This window comes from Streptomyces sp. NPDC107454 (assembly GCF_055582885.1).
In genome coordinates this window covers 58,596-73,598 of the sequence record NZ_JBVJPA010000023.1, presented here as the reverse complement: position 1 = coordinate 73,598, position 15,003 = coordinate 58,596, and the positions used below count along the sequence as shown (strand labels likewise).

16 protein-coding genes are annotated in these 15,003 nt (G+C 70.3%); 7 read left to right on the top strand and 9 right to left on the bottom strand.

Annotation, left to right across the window (positions count from 1 at the left end):
* Position 1 precedes the first annotated feature (1 nt).
* The 4 genes from ACZ69M_RS43225 to ACZ69M_RS43210 are packed head-to-tail and all read right to left on the bottom strand — an operon-like array spanning position 2 to position 3,968.
* The gene (locus ACZ69M_RS43225) at positions 2 to 979 is read right to left on the bottom strand and encodes an SDR family NAD(P)-dependent oxidoreductase (RefSeq protein WP_470058830.1); all 978 of its coding nucleotides are present in this window, start codon (positions 977 to 979) and stop codon (positions 2 to 4) included.
* Positions 976 to 2,178: a cytochrome P450 gene (locus tag ACZ69M_RS43220; RefSeq protein WP_470058828.1), complete on the bottom strand. Its 1,203-nt coding sequence runs from the start codon at positions 2,176 to 2,178 to the stop codon at positions 976 to 978. The genes ACZ69M_RS43225 and ACZ69M_RS43220 overlap by 4 nt, the downstream gene beginning before the upstream one ends.
* A 25-nt stretch (positions 2,179 to 2,203) precedes the next feature.
* The gene (locus tag ACZ69M_RS43215) at positions 2,204 to 3,418 is read right to left on the bottom strand and encodes a cytochrome P450 (RefSeq protein ID WP_470058826.1); all 1,215 of its coding nucleotides are present in this window, start codon (positions 3,416 to 3,418) and stop codon (positions 2,204 to 2,206) included.
* Between the two features lie 16 nt (positions 3,419 to 3,434).
* Positions 3,435 to 3,968, bottom strand: coding sequence for a PadR family transcriptional regulator (locus ACZ69M_RS43210; RefSeq protein ID WP_470058824.1), 534 nt, complete (start codon positions 3,966 to 3,968; stop codon positions 3,435 to 3,437).
* Positions 3,969 to 4,028: 60 nt separating this feature from the next.
* On the opposite strand from ACZ69M_RS43210, the gene ACZ69M_RS43205 reads away from it, so the two are divergent.
* The 3 genes from ACZ69M_RS43205 (at position 4,029) to ACZ69M_RS43195 (ending at position 7,047) form a co-directional block, all read left to right on the top strand.
* On the top strand, positions 4,029 to 4,226 hold the full coding sequence (locus ACZ69M_RS43205) for a ferredoxin (protein WP_470058972.1): 198 nt from the start codon (positions 4,029 to 4,031) through the stop codon (positions 4,224 to 4,226).
* Positions 4,223 to 5,431, top strand: coding sequence for an NAD(P)/FAD-dependent oxidoreductase (locus ACZ69M_RS43200; protein ID WP_470058822.1), 1,209 nt, complete (start codon positions 4,223 to 4,225; stop codon positions 5,429 to 5,431). Before ACZ69M_RS43205 ends, ACZ69M_RS43200 begins: the two co-directional genes overlap by 4 nt.
* Before the next feature lie 125 nt (positions 5,432 to 5,556).
* Positions 5,557 to 7,047 (top strand): MFS transporter, encoded by a 1,491-nt coding sequence (locus ACZ69M_RS43195; RefSeq protein ID WP_470058820.1) that lies wholly within the window; start codon positions 5,557 to 5,559, stop codon positions 7,045 to 7,047.
* A gap of 73 nt (positions 7,048 to 7,120) precedes the next feature.
* Here the strand turns inward: ACZ69M_RS43195 and ACZ69M_RS43190 are convergent, their stop codons facing one another.
* The 3 genes from ACZ69M_RS43190 to ACZ69M_RS43180 all read right to left on the bottom strand — a co-directional run bounded on the left by ACZ69M_RS43190 (position 7,121) and on the right by ACZ69M_RS43180 (position 9,643).
* A complete protein-coding gene (locus ACZ69M_RS43190; RefSeq protein WP_470058818.1) occupies positions 7,121 to 8,134 on the bottom strand; it encodes an aldo/keto reductase in 1,014 nt (337 codons plus the stop codon).
* A 23-nt stretch (positions 8,135 to 8,157) separates the two neighbouring features.
* Positions 8,158 to 8,970, bottom strand: coding sequence for an alpha/beta fold hydrolase (locus ACZ69M_RS43185; RefSeq protein WP_470058816.1), 813 nt, complete (start codon positions 8,968 to 8,970; stop codon positions 8,158 to 8,160).
* Positions 8,971 to 9,052: 82 nt separating this feature from the next.
* Positions 9,053 to 9,643, bottom strand: coding sequence for a malonic semialdehyde reductase (locus tag ACZ69M_RS43180; protein WP_470058815.1), 591 nt, complete (start codon positions 9,641 to 9,643; stop codon positions 9,053 to 9,055).
* Positions 9,644 to 9,755: 112 nt separating this feature from the next.
* Here ACZ69M_RS43180 and ACZ69M_RS43175 point away from each other — a divergent pair, with 112 nt between their 5' ends.
* Positions 9,756 to 10,259 (top strand): MarR family winged helix-turn-helix transcriptional regulator, encoded by a 504-nt coding sequence (locus tag ACZ69M_RS43175; RefSeq protein WP_470058813.1) that lies wholly within the window; start codon positions 9,756 to 9,758, stop codon positions 10,257 to 10,259.
* 2 nt (positions 10,260 to 10,261) lie between these two features.
* Here ACZ69M_RS43175 and ACZ69M_RS43170 read toward each other — a convergent pair whose 3' ends face one another.
* Positions 10,262 to 10,915, bottom strand: coding sequence for an NADPH-dependent F420 reductase (locus tag ACZ69M_RS43170; RefSeq protein ID WP_470058812.1), 654 nt, complete (start codon positions 10,913 to 10,915; stop codon positions 10,262 to 10,264).
* Positions 10,916 to 11,116: 201 nt separating this feature from the next.
* Here ACZ69M_RS43170 and ACZ69M_RS43165 point away from each other — a divergent pair, with 201 nt between their 5' ends.
* From ACZ69M_RS43165 to ACZ69M_RS43155, 3 genes are all read left to right on the top strand, one after another.
* A complete protein-coding gene (locus ACZ69M_RS43165; RefSeq protein ID WP_470058810.1) occupies positions 11,117 to 12,169 on the top strand; it encodes an alcohol dehydrogenase catalytic domain-containing protein in 1,053 nt (350 codons plus the stop codon).
* Positions 12,170 to 12,245: 76 nt separating this feature from the next.
* Entirely contained in the window at positions 12,246 to 12,794 is a 549-nt protein-coding gene (locus tag ACZ69M_RS43160) for an MDR/zinc-dependent alcohol dehydrogenase-like family protein (protein WP_470058808.1), read from the top strand.
* Between the two features lie 193 nt (positions 12,795 to 12,987).
* Positions 12,988 to 13,548, top strand: a complete 561-nt coding sequence (locus ACZ69M_RS43155) for a DoxX family protein (protein WP_470058806.1) — start codon at positions 12,988 to 12,990, stop codon at positions 13,546 to 13,548.
* A 265-nt stretch (positions 13,549 to 13,813) separates the two neighbouring features.
* Here ACZ69M_RS43155 and ACZ69M_RS43150 read toward each other — a convergent pair whose 3' ends face one another.
* Positions 13,814 to 14,989, bottom strand: coding sequence for an MFS transporter (locus ACZ69M_RS43150; protein WP_470058804.1), 1,176 nt, complete (start codon positions 14,987 to 14,989; stop codon positions 13,814 to 13,816).
* Positions 14,990 to 15,003 lie beyond the last annotated feature (14 nt).

Genomic DNA, 15,003 nt, shown 5'->3' with positions numbered 1-15,003 from the left:
TCTACCCGCCGCCGAGGGCCCTGAACAGCTCGGCGATCTCCTCACCCGGGTCCTTGGGAACCGTGTAGTCCGTCTCGTCACGGATCTCGGCGAAGTGGTCCCGCACGTCCTCCATCGACAGCGTCGGGTTGAAGTAGCCCTTCGTCCTGCCGATGAAGAAGCGTGAGACCTGGCCGGCCCCCACCGTGTAGATCTCACCCGAGACAGGACAGTCCTCGTGGGCGAGATAGGCCACGACCGGGGCGACCAGCGCCGGGTCCAGTCGGTCCACGAAGGCTCTCATCCGGTCCACGGTCATCGCGCTCGCCGCGGGCTCGGTCCGGTGCTCGGCGGACACCTCGGGTACTCCGGGTTTCGCCATGGACTGGGTGAGCATGCGAGTGAGCGCGATCGGCGCGACCGCGTTGGCCTTGATGCCGTGTGCGGCTCCCTCCGCCGCCAGGACGCGGGTGAGACCGATCAGCCCCGTCTTGGCCGCCCCGTAGTTGCTCTTGTCGGCGGTGCCCAGGAGTCCCGCCGCGGAGATGGTGTTGACGACACGGCCGTATCCCTGCACCCGCATGGCGGCCCAGGCGGGCCGCGTCACGAAGAACGCGCCCCTCAAGTGCACGTCCAGGACCGGATCGAGCACCTCGGGCACGGTGTCGTGGAACGGCGCGTCCCGCAGGATGCCCGCGTTGTTGACGACGACGTCCACCCTGCCGTAGGCGTCGAGTGCGGTGCGGACGACTCCCTGCCCGCCCTCGGGTGTCGCGACGCTGTGCGTGTCCGCCAGCGCCTCGCCGCCCTGGTCGCGGATCTCACGGGCGAGGGCCTCGGCCGGGCCGTCGTCGGTCCCCTCCCCCGCCGTCGACCCACCGGTGTCGTTCACCACGACGCGTGCTCCGCGCGAGGCCAGCAGGAGGGCGTACTCCTTGCCCAGCCCCCCGCCGGCGCCGGTGACCACCGCGGCCCGCCCGTCATAGCCCAGGTCTGTCATACGAGGTCCCAGGTGATCGGCATCCGCTCAGGCCCCCTGGTGGACACACCGGACTTCCACACGACGTCGTCCGCGGAACCCGCGAAACGCAGTCCGGGCAACCTGGTCAGCAGGGTGTGCAGGGTGACCTGGAGTTCCATGCGGGCGAGCGGGGCGCCCAGGCAGTGATGGGCCCCGTGGCCGAAACCGATGTGCGGGGCCTCGCGGCGGGTCAGGTCGAGTTCGTCGGGGTCGGTGTAGACCGCCTCGTCCCGGTTCGCGGAGGACCGGTCGACCACCACGGGTTCACCGGCGCGCACCGTCACTCCGCCGAGTTCGACGTCCTCCAGCGCGTAGCGGGGTTGTGAGCTGCCCGCTCCGGCGGGGATGTAGCGCAGCAGTTCCTCCACCGCCTGCGGTACGAGGGAGAGGTCGGCGCGCAGGGCCGCGAGCTGGCCGGGGTTGGTGAGCAGGAGGTAGACGAAGTTGGGGATCTGCGTGGCGGTGGTCTCGTGGCCGGCGACGAGGATCGTCTCGGCCATCGTCAGCAGCTCCTCCTCGGACAGGCGGTCCTCGTCGTCGCGGGCGGCGACGAGGGCGGAGAGCAGGTCGTCCCGTGGTTCCTCGCGGCGCCGGGCGGTGAGCGCGGACACATAGTCCCGGAGCCGGGCGCGGGCGTCGGCCACCTGTTCCGGGGTGAACTTGGTGGTGGACAGGTAGGCGTCCGCCCACTGCCGGAAGTCGGTCCGGTCCTCGTACGGCACGCCGAGCAGCTCGCACATCACCGCGATGGGCAGCGGCAGCCCGAAGCCCTGGATGAGATCGGCCGGTGCTCCTTCGACCGTCATCGTGTCGACGAGTTCGTCCGCGATCTGCTGGACACGTGGGCGCAGTCGCTCGATCCGCCGCATGGTGAACGCCTTCGCCACCAGTCTGCGCAGCCGGCTGTGTTCCGGCGGGTCGAGGCTGATCATCGCTTCGGCACCGGCGGCGTAGGGACGTGAGCGGGGCTGATCCCGGCCGACGGCAGCCGCGCGGCTGAAACGCGGGTCGCCGAGGACGATCCTCACGTCCTCGTAACGGGTGGCCAGCCAGGCCGGTTCTCCGTACGGTAACCGGACCCGGCACAGGGGCTCTTCCCGACGCAGGGCCGCGTACAGCGGATCGACGTCGAGCTTCTCGGACAGGAACGGATAGGACCTGGGGTGCGTGACGGTCATGGCCGCCTCTCGGTCGGGATCGGGTTCACCACGTGACGGGGAGGTTGTGGATGCCGTAGATGCTCATGTCGTTGCGGAACCTCAACTCCTCGAAAGGAGCGGCGAGTTGCAGCCCCGGGAGCCTGCGCAGCAGGGTGGGCAGGGCGATCTCCAGCTCGGCGCGGGCGAGGGTCTGGCCGATGCACTGGTGGGTGCCGTGGCCGAACGCGAGGTGTCCACGCGCGTTGCGGCCGATGTCGAAGTCGTCGGGGTCGGGGAGGAATCCGGGATCCCGGTTGCCCGCGGGCAGATTCATGACGATGCCTTCGCCTGCCTTGATCAGCTGCCCGCCGATCTCGACGTCCTCGACCGCTATGCGGGCGACGAGGCTGTGCACGATGGTGAGGTGGCGCAGTAGTTCCTCCACCGCGCCCGCGATCAGCGCAGGGTTCTCGGCGTCGCGGATCCTCGCCAGGTCAGCGGGGTTCCGCAGCAGGAAGGCGGTGCTCAGGGCGATCATGTTGGCCGTCGTCTCATGACCGGCGTTCAGCAGGAGGTAGCCGTTCATGGCGACCGTGCCGCGGTCGATGTCCCCGGTGGTGACGTGCTCGCGCAGGAGGCGGCTGATCAGGTCGTCGCCCGGCTCCCGTTCCTTGCGGGCCACCAGTTCGCCCAAGTAGCCGAGGAGTTCCCTGGTCGCCGCGGTCCGCTCCGCCTGGGGGCGGTGCAGACTCATCATGGTCGAGGTGTGCCGCTGGAAGAACTCGTGGTCGGCGTACGGCACTCCGAGCAGCAGCGAGACCACGAGCGACGGTACGGGCAGCGCGAAGTCGCTGACGAGGTCCGCGGGCCGGCCCTTGGCGATCATCCGGTCGAGGAAGTCGTCCACCGTTTCCTGGATCCGCGGGCGCATCGCCTGGACCCGCTTGACGGTGAAGTCCTTGGTCAGCATGCGGCGCAGCCGGGCGTGCTCCGGGTCGTCCATGCGCGGGAAGACCGGGGGCGCGCCCTCCCGCTGCGGCTCTCCCTGCAGCCGGCCGATGATGTCCGCGCTGATCCGCGGATCGGTCATGGCGGCCTTGATGTCCTCGAACCGGCTCACCACCCAGACGGTGTGCCCCTGCCACACGGCCTGGCGCAGGCCGTCCGCCTGACGCCACTTCGCGTAGTCGGCGGGCGGGTCGAAAGGACAGCGAGGCGAACGCTCGCCTGGAAACTCGGGCAGCCCGGATGCCTGGTCGGTCTCGGTCGCGGTGCTCATCGATCCTCCTGGGTCGTTACTCCTGGGTCGTCGTCGAAGGGCCCGCCTTCCGCTGGACCTCCGCCCGCAGTCCGGCCAGCCAGTCGCGTTCCGCCTCGATCCTGGTGATCCCGAAGTCGAACGCCATCCGGCTCCACCGCTCGATCCGCGCGGACGCCAGCGCCGCGACACGGTCCCGGTTGCGCGCGAGCAGCCGGTCCCGGGCGTCGAGTACACGGAGTTGCTCCTCCGGACTCAGCCAGGCGAAGTTCACCAGGCGCGCGTGGAACTCACGGGACTGGTCGGTTCCTCCTTCCGGAAGGTCGGCCAGCATGTCGTGCAGCAGCTCCCGGCCGACATCGGTCATCGAGTAGACGTGCCGAGGCGGCTTGGCCTCCTGGTCCTCCGAGCTGCGCAGCACGGCCCCGCTGTCGACGAACTGGCGCAGCCGGGGATAGAGGGAGTTGTTCGACAAGGTGTGCCCCGTCGCCGCCTCCACCTCCCTGCGCAGCTCGTATCCATGGCGGGGCCCGCGGGCCAGCTCGGCCAAAAGGAGGATGTCGATCCACATAGCGGTTACGGTAACTTAAGTCACTGTAACCTAGCAACGACAAGGGGCGACATCATGCGTGTGGACGTGGAATTCGACGAACCCAAGTGCGTCGCCGCCGGTCAGTGCGTGCTGGCCGCACCCGAGGTGTTCGACCAGCGCGACGAGGACGGCGTCGCCGTAGTGCTCGACGGTCAGCCGGCTCCGGAACTCCTCGACGGTGTGCGGGAAGCCGCGGCCCTGTGCCCCGCGGCCGCGATCCGTCTGGTCGAGCGGTGAAGCGGATCGTGGTCGTCGGCGCCTCGGCCGCAGGCCTGGCGGCAGCCGAGACCTTACGACGGGAGGGCTACGACGGGACGCTGACCCTCATCGGGCACGAACCGCATCTGCCGTACGACCGGCCTCCCCTGTCCAAACAGTTCCTGACCGGAGAGTGGGAATCCGGGCGGCTGGCCCTGCGCGGCACCGCCGATCTGGACGCGCTGCGCCTCGATCCGCGCCTCGGCATCTCCGCGACCGGGCTGAACACCGTGACGCGGACGGTGTACCTGGCGGACGGCTCGACGGTGCCGTACGACGGACTGGTCATCGCCACGGGCGTCCGTCCGCGTCGGCTGCCGGGTGAGAGCGCTCATGTGCTGCGCACGCTGGACGACGCCCTGGCCTTGAGAGAGCGGCTCGGGCCGGGCCGCCGTCTGATCGTCGTCGGCGCCGGGTTCCTCGGTGCGGAGGTGGCGGCCACGGCCTCCGCGCTCGGTACCGCCGTCACCCTCCTCGAACCCGCGGCGGTCCCTTTGGCGCACGTGGTGGGCACCGAGGTCGGCCGGGTCCTCTCCCGGGCCCATCGGGAACACGGCGTGCGGCTGCGTACCGGGGTGACGGTGTCGGAGGTGACCGAGGACGGGGTGGTCCTCGCCGACGGCGAGGTGGTCGAGGGCGAGGAGATCCTGGTCGCGGCCGGATCGCGGCCCAACACCGAGTGGCTGGAGGGCAGCGGGCTGCCCGTGGGCGACGGCGTGATGTGCGACGCCTACTGTGAGGCTGCCGCGGGCGTCTACGCGGCCGGGGACGTGGCCCGTTGGTACAACCCGCTGTTCGGCACCTCGATGCGGATCGAGCACCGCACCAACGCGGCCGAGCAGGGCATGGCCGCCGCCCGCAACCTGCTCTCCGCGCCGCAGGCCCGCAAGCCGTTCGCACCGGTGCCCTACTTCTGGTCGGACCAGTACGACCTGCGCATCCAGGCGTACGGCTACCTGCGCGGCCACGACGAAGTCGCCGTCGTCGAGGGCGACTTGGCGGAGCGGCGTTTCGTGGCCGCCTACCGTACCGGGGAACGGCTGACCGGCGTACTCGCCGTGGGTGTTCCCCCGAAGGCGCTCCGCGGCCGGCGGCAGGCGCTGGCCACGGCCACCGCGTGGCACACGGTCGTGGCGGACCAGGTCAACTCCCCCGAGGGCACCACCGCCGGGCCGCCGCGCTGAGATGACGCGGCGCTCTCCCGCCCCGCCCCACCCGCGTGACCGCCCGCCCCGTTCCACCCCGTTCCCTTACGCAGCACCAGCACTGTCAGCTCCGCCCCCGTCCCCCACTCCCGGAGGCCTGGCTCATGTCCCTGTTACCGTCCTCGACCGGTGAGACCGGATCTTCCACCGGACGTCGGACCGACGTCCTCGTGACCGTACTCACCCTCACCGGCATCGCCGCCGCGCTGGTTCAGACGTTCGTCATTCCGATCATCCCCCACCTGCCCCAGTACCTGAACGCCTCCGCGTCCGACGCCGCCTGGGCCGTGACCGCCACGCTGCTGTGCGGTGCCGTCGCCACTCCGGTGATGGGACGGCTCGGCGACATGTACGGCAAGCGCCGCATGCTCCTGCTCGGCCTCGTGATCCTGATGGCGGGTTCGGTGATCTGCGCGCTCAGCGACTCGCTGGCGCCGATGGTCGTGGGCCGTGCGCTCCAGGGTCTGTCGAACGGCGTGATCCCGCTCGGTGTCAGCATCCTGCGCGACGAGGTGCCGACGGAGAAACTCCCCGTGTCGACCGCCGTGATGCTCGGATCCCTCGGGGTCGGCGGCGCTCTCGGTCTGCCGGCCTCCGCGTTGATCGCCGACAGATTCGACTGGCATGTGCTGTTCTGGATCTCGGCGGTTCTCGCCGTCGTGGCCGTCGTGCTCGTTCTGTTGTGCGTGCCCGCGTCGAAGACCCGTACGGGCGGACGCTTCGATCTCACCGGCGCCGTGGGAATGGCCGCGTGCCTGGTCTGTCTCCTCCTCGCGGTCTCCAAGGGCGGGGACTGGGGCTGGGGCAGTGGCACCGTCCTCGGCCTGTTCGCGGCGGCCCTGGTCGTGCTGCCGTTGTGGGGCTGGTTCGAACTCCGCGCCACGCAGCCCATGGTGGACCTGCGCACCAGCGCACGTCCGCAGGTACTGTTCACCCATCTGGCCGGGGTCGCCTTCGGGTTCGCCATGTTCGCCCTCAACCTGGTCCTGCCCCAGGTGCTCCAGCTTCCCGAGGCGACCGGCTACGGGCTGGGCGAGTCCCTGGTGGCGACCGGCCTGGTGATGGCTCCGCAGGGGCTGATGATGATGGCGGTGTCCCCCTTCGCCGCCCGCGTCACCAGGACCAAGGGGCCGAAGACCACCCTGATGCTCGGTGCTGTGATCGTGAGCGCGGGCTATCTGCTCATCATGGTGCTGATGTCCGCCACCTGGACACTGATCCTGGCCTCCTGCGTCGTCGCCGTCGGCGTCAGTTTCGGCATCTCCTCGCTGCCGACGCTGATCATGGGTTCCGTACCCGTCTCCGAGACCGCGGCCGCCACCAGTCTCAACTCCCTGATGCGGTCCATCGGAACCACCTCGGCCAGTGCCGTGGCCGGAGTGCTCCTCGCCCAGATGACGATCGACTTCCACGGTGTGGAGGTGCCGTCCCAGAACGGCCTGCGCGCCGTGCTGGCGATCGGCGTCGGCGCCGCCGCCCTCGCCCTGGTCGTCGCGTCCTTCATCCCGCGGCAGCCCCGTCCCGATGTCGAGGACGCACCGCGGGGCGCCCCCGTGGAGCCGGCCGGCACACGTCCGGCCGCGGGCACCACCTAGGAGCGAGCCCGGTGCCGTACGGGGACAGGCCCTGTACGGCGCACCGTGCTCCACAACCACCGGTAGGCGCCTGTCATACGGGGACGGGGGCGTCCTCGGGCAGGATTCCCTCTGTCTTCAGTTCCCGCCACAACTCCGCAGGCACGGGCGCCGCCATGAACTCGGCGTTCTCCCGGGCCTTCTGGGGCTGCTTGGCGCCCGCCAGGACGGTCGAGACGACCGGGTGCGCCGCGCTGAACCGGAGTGCCGCCGCCCGGATGTCGACGCCGTGTGCGGCGCAGATCCGCTGGATGCGGTCCCGCTTGGCGAGCATGCCGGGCGCGGCCTCGGTGTAGTCGTAGTGGGTTCCCCCGGCAAGGATGTCGGAGTTGTAGACACCTCCGACCATGACGGAGACATCGCGCTCGGCACACAGCGGGAAGAGTTCGTCGAGCGCCGTCTGGTCCAGGAGGCTGTACCGTCCGGCGATCTGCACGACATCGGGGTCCGCTTCCTTCAGCGCCCTGATTCCGGGTTCCAGCACGTTGTTGCCCAGGCCCCAGGCCTTGATCACCCCCTGGTCACGCAGTTCGGTGAGTGCCTTGAAGGAACCGTTCACGGCCAGGTCGAACTGCTCCTCCCAGGCGTCGCCGAGATGGTCGGAACCGAGGTCGTGCACGAAGACGATGTCGATCCGCGACATGCCCAGGCGCTGGTAGCTGTCCTCCACCGAGCGCATGGCGGCGTCGTAGCCGTAGTCCACGTCGACCTGGAACGGCAGGCTGTCCTTGAAGATCAGGCTCTCGCCGGCGCCGGGGCCTTTCCCGTGCACGGTCTTCCGGCCGGGGTCGACATGGGTACGGACGAGCCGCCCCACCTTGGTGGCGAGCACGAAGTCCTGGCGGGGCCGATGACGCAGGAAGTGCCCGAACCGGTGCTCGCCCAGGCCGAGACCGTAGCCCGGGGCGGTGTCGAAGCACCGCACGCCCGTCTCCCAGGCGGCGGCCAGGGTCGCCTCCGCCGTCTCGTCGTCCACCGGCGCGTACATGTTGCCCAGGGAGGCGCCGCCGAAGCCCAGCGGGCCGCCCGGGGGACGGTATCCGTTCATAGGAGAGGACCTCTTCCCGGTTCTCAGGCTGTCGTCGTGCGTACGAAGTCCACGACTTCCCGCGCCAGCAGATCGGGAGCGGACTGCTGGGCGTCATGCGCCTGGCCCGGGAGTTCCACGAGCCGTGCGTCCGGGAGCGTGCTCTGCAGGCGCCGCGCGCTCTCCCTCAGCCAGGCGGGGCTGTGCTCGCCGCGCAGCACCAGTGTCGGGCAGGTGATGTCGGCGAGCGGGGCGCGTTCGCTGTCGAAGGCGTCCAGGACACGCATCTCGCGGGGCCAGTTCGGCGCCAGGGCGGCGCGTACCTTCCATTCGGAAGTGGTCCGGAACGCCGCTATGTTCTCGTCGGGAATCTTCACGAAGGAGCGCATCCCCAGAGCGAGGGCTTCGTCCAGGTCGCCGTCCCCCAGGAGGCGGTCGTAGACGGTGAGCGCCTCCTCGCCCGCGACGGGGCCGGGCGCGAAGACGGGCGGTTCGTAGAAGATCGCGGCCGAGGGGACGTGCTCCATGGCGAGGCCGGCCGAGAGGAAGCCGCCGAAGGAGTGCCCGAACAGGATCGCGTCGGGCCCCGCCAGCTCCAGGACGGCGGTGATGTCCTCCCTCTCCCGCTCGGCGGAGTAGCCGGTGGAGTTTTCACTTCCTCCGTAACCGCGGCGGTCCATGGCATAGGTGGTGACGTGGGGCGCCAGGGCGTTCGCCACGAGGCGCCAGTCCGCGGAGGTGCTGATGGAGCCGTGCACCAGCACCAAGGGGCGCCCCTCACCGGTGACGGTGACGGCGATGCGGGTGCCGTCGGCGGAGGTCGCGTACGTCTGGGGGGAGTCGGTTTCGGCGGTCATCGATCGTGCCTCGTTCCTTTCACCTGGCCACGACGCGGCAGGCGCCCTGGCCATCGGTCATCGGTCATCGGTCGCCCGGTGGTCAGACGGTGGAGCCGACCTCGGTGTAGTCCAGGCGCGGGGAGCGCGGGTAGTGGCCGTCCTCGGCGGGGCTGCCGATGTTGACGACCATCAGCGGGATGTGGTCCTCGTCCAGGAATTCCTTCTGGATGCCGGCGTGGTCGATGCCGTTCATCGGACCGGCGGCCAGGCCCAGGGCGCGGACGCCGATGATGAAGTACGCGGCCTGCATGGCCGCGTTCAGCACGGCCGACTGCTCTCGCACCGAACGCTCGGCGAAGAACGCGTCCTTGGCCGCCGGGAAGGCCGGGAACAGACGCGGCAGCTCCTCGTGGAACTCGGCGTCCGCGGACAGGATCACCGTCAGCGGAGCAGCCGCCGTCTTCGCCTGGTTGCCCTCCGCCATGTACTGCACCAGCCGCTGCCGCGCCTCGGGCGTGCGGACCACCGTGACCCGCAACGGGGACTGGTTGAAGGCGGTCGGCGCCAGCTTGATCAGGTCGTAGACGGCCTGCACCTGCTCGTCGCCGACCGGCTCGTCGGTGAAGGCGTGCACGGTGTGGGCGTCCCGGAACAGCAGGTCCAGGGCGGTGGGGTCAAGAGCGAAAGTCATGACGGTCCTTGTTCGTGTCGGTGTGCGGGATGAGGAGTCGGAGCCCCACGGAGCATATCGTTCGCGCGCCGATGATTGCAGTAACAACCATCTCCGCCCGTACAATTCCCGCGTGGCAGAAAAGAATTTCCTGGACCCCGACCAGGAGCACGCCTGGCGAGCGGTACTCAAGGGGCACGCCTTGCTGGTGGCCCGCCTGGACGCCGACCTGCGCGAAAACGCCGACATCTCACTGATCGACTACGACGCCCTGGTCCAGCTGTCCGAGGCCCCGGAACGCCGGCTCCCGATGGCGGAGCTGGCACGAGCCATGGTCTACAGCCGAAGCGGCCTGACCCGCCTGGTCGACTCGCTGGAGCGCCGTGGCCTGGTCGCCCGGGAACGCAACAGCTCGGACCGCCGATCCTGGTACACCGTTCTCACCGACGAGGGGCTGGCAACCCTGGAGGACGCCTGGCCCGTGCACGCCGCCGGAGTGCGGAATCACTTCGCCGCGCACACGAGCCCTGAGCAGGCCCGGACCCTCGCCACCGTGTTCGGCACCGTCATCGCCGAACTGGCCCCCGACCACAAGGAACTTCGCCACTTCCACCCCGCCGGACAGGACGCCTCCTGAAGTCAGCTCGCTGAGGCGAGGGCCGCCCTCGCCCGGGCAAGGCCGACGGCCTGACCGCCCAGGCCGCCGAACTGGTGCAGGTCGCCACCGACCTCGATCCGCGCCGACACCTCGACGCCGCCCGCCTTCAGCGGTGCGAACCCGGCCGCCGTGATGAGGCGTTCGATCACGGGTTCGGCGGCCGCGTCGTCGGTGGCGTAGAACAGCACCGCACGCTCGGGCTCGCGGTCGGCATCGGCGCTCAGTGACTCGGCACCCAGGGTGCCGAATGCCTTGACGAAGTGCGCACCCTCAGGAAGCAGCCCGGCGACGAGCTCGCCCGAGGACGCTCCCTCGGGCAGGGTGCGCCGGAAGCCGCCCTCGCCATCGGCCGCGAGCGGATTCGAGGCGTCGACGACGATCTTGCCGGGCAGGACGTCGGCGTACTGCCGCACCATCTCCTGAATGGTGTCGAGCCACACCGCGAAGATCACCGTGTCGGCCTGCGCGATGGCGTCCGCCACCGAGGCGGATTCGGCGAGCGACCCGAGCTCTTCCGCAAGCGCCCGGCCCTGGGCCGCGTTTCTGGTCGCGATCACGATGCGCTCACCGCCGGACACCAGCCCGCGGGCGAGCCGAGCACCTACGTTTCCTGCTCCGATGACAGCCGTGGTCATGACCTGCTCCTTTCGTCCGTGCGCACCGCAGAGGTGGTCGGCGCGACTCACCCCCATGGAACTTGTTAAGGGGAATATTGCCATGCGTATAGTTGTAACGCGAACTACCTCCATCACATCTCACCGAATCCGCGACGGGGGCGGCGCGCCAGAGCGTCAGAAAGCACTTCGTCCAAGGAGGGACCCACCATCGCCAGAACGATGCGCGCGATCGTGCTCACAGCGCCCGGCCCGGTTGAGAATCTGCAGATCACGGAGCTACCGGTCCCGGAAGCGCAACCGGGCTGGGTGCGGATCGCGGTGAAGGCATTCGGGCTCAACCGCTCCGACCACCACATGCGCATGGGCCTCGCCGAGGGCGTGCGCTATCCGATCGTGCCGGGCCTGGAGGCCGTCGGCGTCGTGGACGCGGCGCCCGGCGGTGATCTGCGTCCCGGTCAGCAGGTCGCCGCGCTCATGGGCGGAATGGGCCGCGCCTACAACGGCGGCTACGCCGAATACACCGTCGTGCCGCGCACCTCGGTCGCGCCTTTCCGGTCGGCGCTGCCATGGAGCGCGCTCGGCGCCGTACCGGAAACCCTGCAGACCGCCTACGGCTCCCTCATGACAGGCCTCGACCTGCAACCCGGTCAGACCCTGCTGATCCGCGGCGGCACCTCCGCGCTGGGCTTCGCCACCGCGGCCCTGGCCCACGACATGGGCGCCACCGTCCTGGCCACCACCCGCCGGACCGACCGCCTCGACAGCCTCACGGCGCACGGAGTCGACCACCCGATCCTCGACGACGGCTCCATCGCACAGCAGGTCCGCCGGATCGCACCCGGCGGGGTCGATGCCGCACTGGAACTGGTCGGCACCCCGACCCTGCCCGACACCCTGGCCGCCACCCGGGTCCACGGAACGGTCTGCTTCGCCGGGATGCTGTCCGCCCAGTGGACCGTGCGCGACTTCTACCCCATCGCGTACATCCCCCGCGGCGTCCGGCTCACCTCCTACAGCGGAGGCTCCGCCGACCTCCCCGCACCAGTGCTCCAGGGCTGCCTGGACCAGATGAGCGACGGCGCCTTCGGTCTCGGGCCCGTACGCACGTACCGCATGGACGAGATCCGTGACGCCCACCACGCCGTGGAGACGAACACCGTCAGCGGCAAGGTCGTGATCCTGACGCCGTCCGGTCTCGAAGACGCCGACTCCAAGGAGTTCTGCTGCGCGCGGCCTGGTACGACCGCAAAGGAAGAGCCCGCGAAGTCCTGACCGTCGGCGATCTGCCGAATCCGGGCCCGGCGAGGCCCGCATCCGGGTCAGCGCCTCCGGAATCAACCTCGGCGACGTGGGCGAGCGATGGGGCCCGCCCGGCGCGGGCGTCGACGCGGGGCGGATCGGGCAGCAGGTGTGGTGCTACGGCGCCCAGTCCTACCGGCCGTTCGGCACCGCCGCCGAGTACTGCGTCGTCCCCGACGCCCTCGCCGTGCGGTTGCCCGACGACTCCGACACCGACCTCCTCGACCAGGCCGCCTGCCTCGACATCGCCGGTGTCACCGGCCACCGCGCCCTGTTCGCCGACGGCCCGCTGCACGGACTGACCGTCCTGGTGTACGGGGCGGCCGGCGGAGTCGGCTCCATCGCCACACAGCTGGCGCTCCGGGACGGAGCCCGCGTCATCGGTATCGTCCGCACCCCCGCACAACGGGACTTCGTACACGGCCTCGGCGCCCACGAGGTCTTCCTCACCGGTGACCCCCACCTGCTCTCGCCGTCGGCGCCACGATCAGTTCCTACTACTCCGCGGACGCCCAGCCCCGCATCCCGTACTGGCCGCTCGGGTTCGCCGACACCAACCTCCGTCTGCTGGGCAGCGACGACTTCGCCCCCGAGGTGAAGGCGCACGCCGCCGCGGAACTCACCGCCGCGCTCCTTGAGGGCAGCCTGCGGATCGCCGTCTCCGAGCGCGCACAGCCGGAGACGCTTGACACTTCAATTATTGCCGTGTCTATAGTTGATTACTGGACTAACTATCCCAGGCCGATCCGCTCGGTCCGCTTCCCCCCCCACGCGTAAGGAACCGAACCCCCATGACCACGGCCCCCACGACCTCACGCCTCACGGCCACCACCACCGATTCCGTCGGCGCCGGGCACTCGGCGACCGTGCACGCCTATGACGTCGGCCTGCTTCTGATGCGTCTGGCCCTCGGCCTCACCATGGCCGCGCACGGCACCCAGAAGCTGTTCGGCTGGTTCGGCGGCGGCGGCATCAGCGGCACCGGCCAGTTCTTCACCATGAGCGGATACCCCTCCGGAAAGACCATGGCTGTCGTCGCCGGCCTGAGCGAGCTCGCCGGCGGCCTGGGGCTCGTCGTCGGCCTGCTCACCCCGCTGGCCGGTGCCGCTGTGGTGGGCACCCTCGTCAACGCGCTCGCCGTCAAGTGGGGCGGCGGGTTCTTCGCCCCCACAGGCGTGGAGTTCGAGCTCCTGCTCGCCGCCGCCGGCGCCGGCATCGCCCTCACCGGACCGGGCCGGTACGCCGCCGACCGCTTCCTCCCTGTGCTGCGCACCCATCGCCTGGCGTACGGCGCGGTCGCCGTCGCAGTCGGTCTGGTGCTCTCCGTGCCCTTCCTGCTGCTCCGTAAGTAGGACGTCTCACCAGGAGGACGCCTCACCACTCCGCTGCCGCCGTGCGGGTTCCACCGCACGGCGGCAGCGTGTCTTTACGGGCTCGTGCCGTGACGCACACGACTCAGCCAGGGCCGCAGCAGTCGACTGACCGCGGGCATGACGGCAAAGGTCATCAGTGTGCTGAACAGCGCCGCGATGACGGCCGTCCGGAGGGGCAGACGGCCCACCGGCTGCTCGCGATGCTGGTCTACCGGGGCTTCGCCGAGCAGGGACCCGACCGGCGTTACGAGGCCGGCGACGTGCTCCGTCCGAAAGCCGCCATCCAGGCGCCGGTGGCACTCCTGCGGCAAGCTGCTCTGCCCCACATGCGGGAACTCATGGAGCGGACGCAGGAGTCGGTCAACCTCATGGTCCTGGCAGCTGCAGCGTCGTGTTCAGGGTGGACAGGGCGACCAGCCACCCCATGCCCGCCGGGACCAGCAGCACCGCCACCACCGTCGAGCTGTGCAGGGTGGCGCAGGCCAGGCCGCCGACGGCGTAAGCGCAAGTGGCCGCGCCCAGCAGCGTGTTGCGGCCCGCGTGCGCGCAGGTTCTTCATCAGCATGGCGCCCGCGACCGCGCCGAAGCCCAGCGCGCCCAGCAGGAGCCCGTAGCCCCCGGAGCCCAGTCCCAGCCGGCTGCTGGCGACCACCGGCAGCAGGCCCCACAGCGCCGAGGCGGGAACCACGAACAGCACCGCTCGCGCGAGGATCCTGCGCACGCCCGGCGCGTGGCGGACGTAGCGGATACCGGATCGCAGCGCGGGCATCATCGGCTCGCCCCCGGCCGACGCCTGGGCCGTCCGCCGCCAGGTCAGCGCGGCGACCAGCACCGCCACATTGGTGAGGGCGTTGATGCCGAAGACCACCGCCGGGCCGCTGACCGCGAGCACCACACCGGCCAGTGCGGGGCCGACCGCGCGAGCCACGTTCACGTTCAGGCTGTTCAGCGCGGCTGCGGCGGGGAGTTCCCTCCGGGGCACCAGCTCGGGCTGGATCGCCTGCCAGCCAGGGCTGGAGAGTGCCTGGAGGCAGCCGAGCCCGAAAGTGATCGTGATCAGCGTGGCCGGGATGACCAGGCCAGCCGCGCTCAGTACCACCAGGGCCGCGGTGACGGCCGTCATGGCCGCGGTCACCACGGCGATCAGCCGTCGGCGGTCCAGCACGTCTGCCAGCACGCCCGCCGGGAGCGAGACGAACAGGATCGGGATGAGACTGGCGGCCTGCACCGTGGAAGTGAGCGTCGCCGCGTCCGGCTGGTGCGCCACCGTCCGCTGAGCGCCCACCGACTGCATCCAGGTTCCGACGTTGGAGATCAGCTGGGCCATCCACAGGGCGCGGAACACCGGACGACGCAGCGGCGCCCAGGCCGAGGCGTCGTCCTCGTTCCCCTTGGCGACGCGAGGCCGCTGAATCTTCATGCCCACCTCGTCGT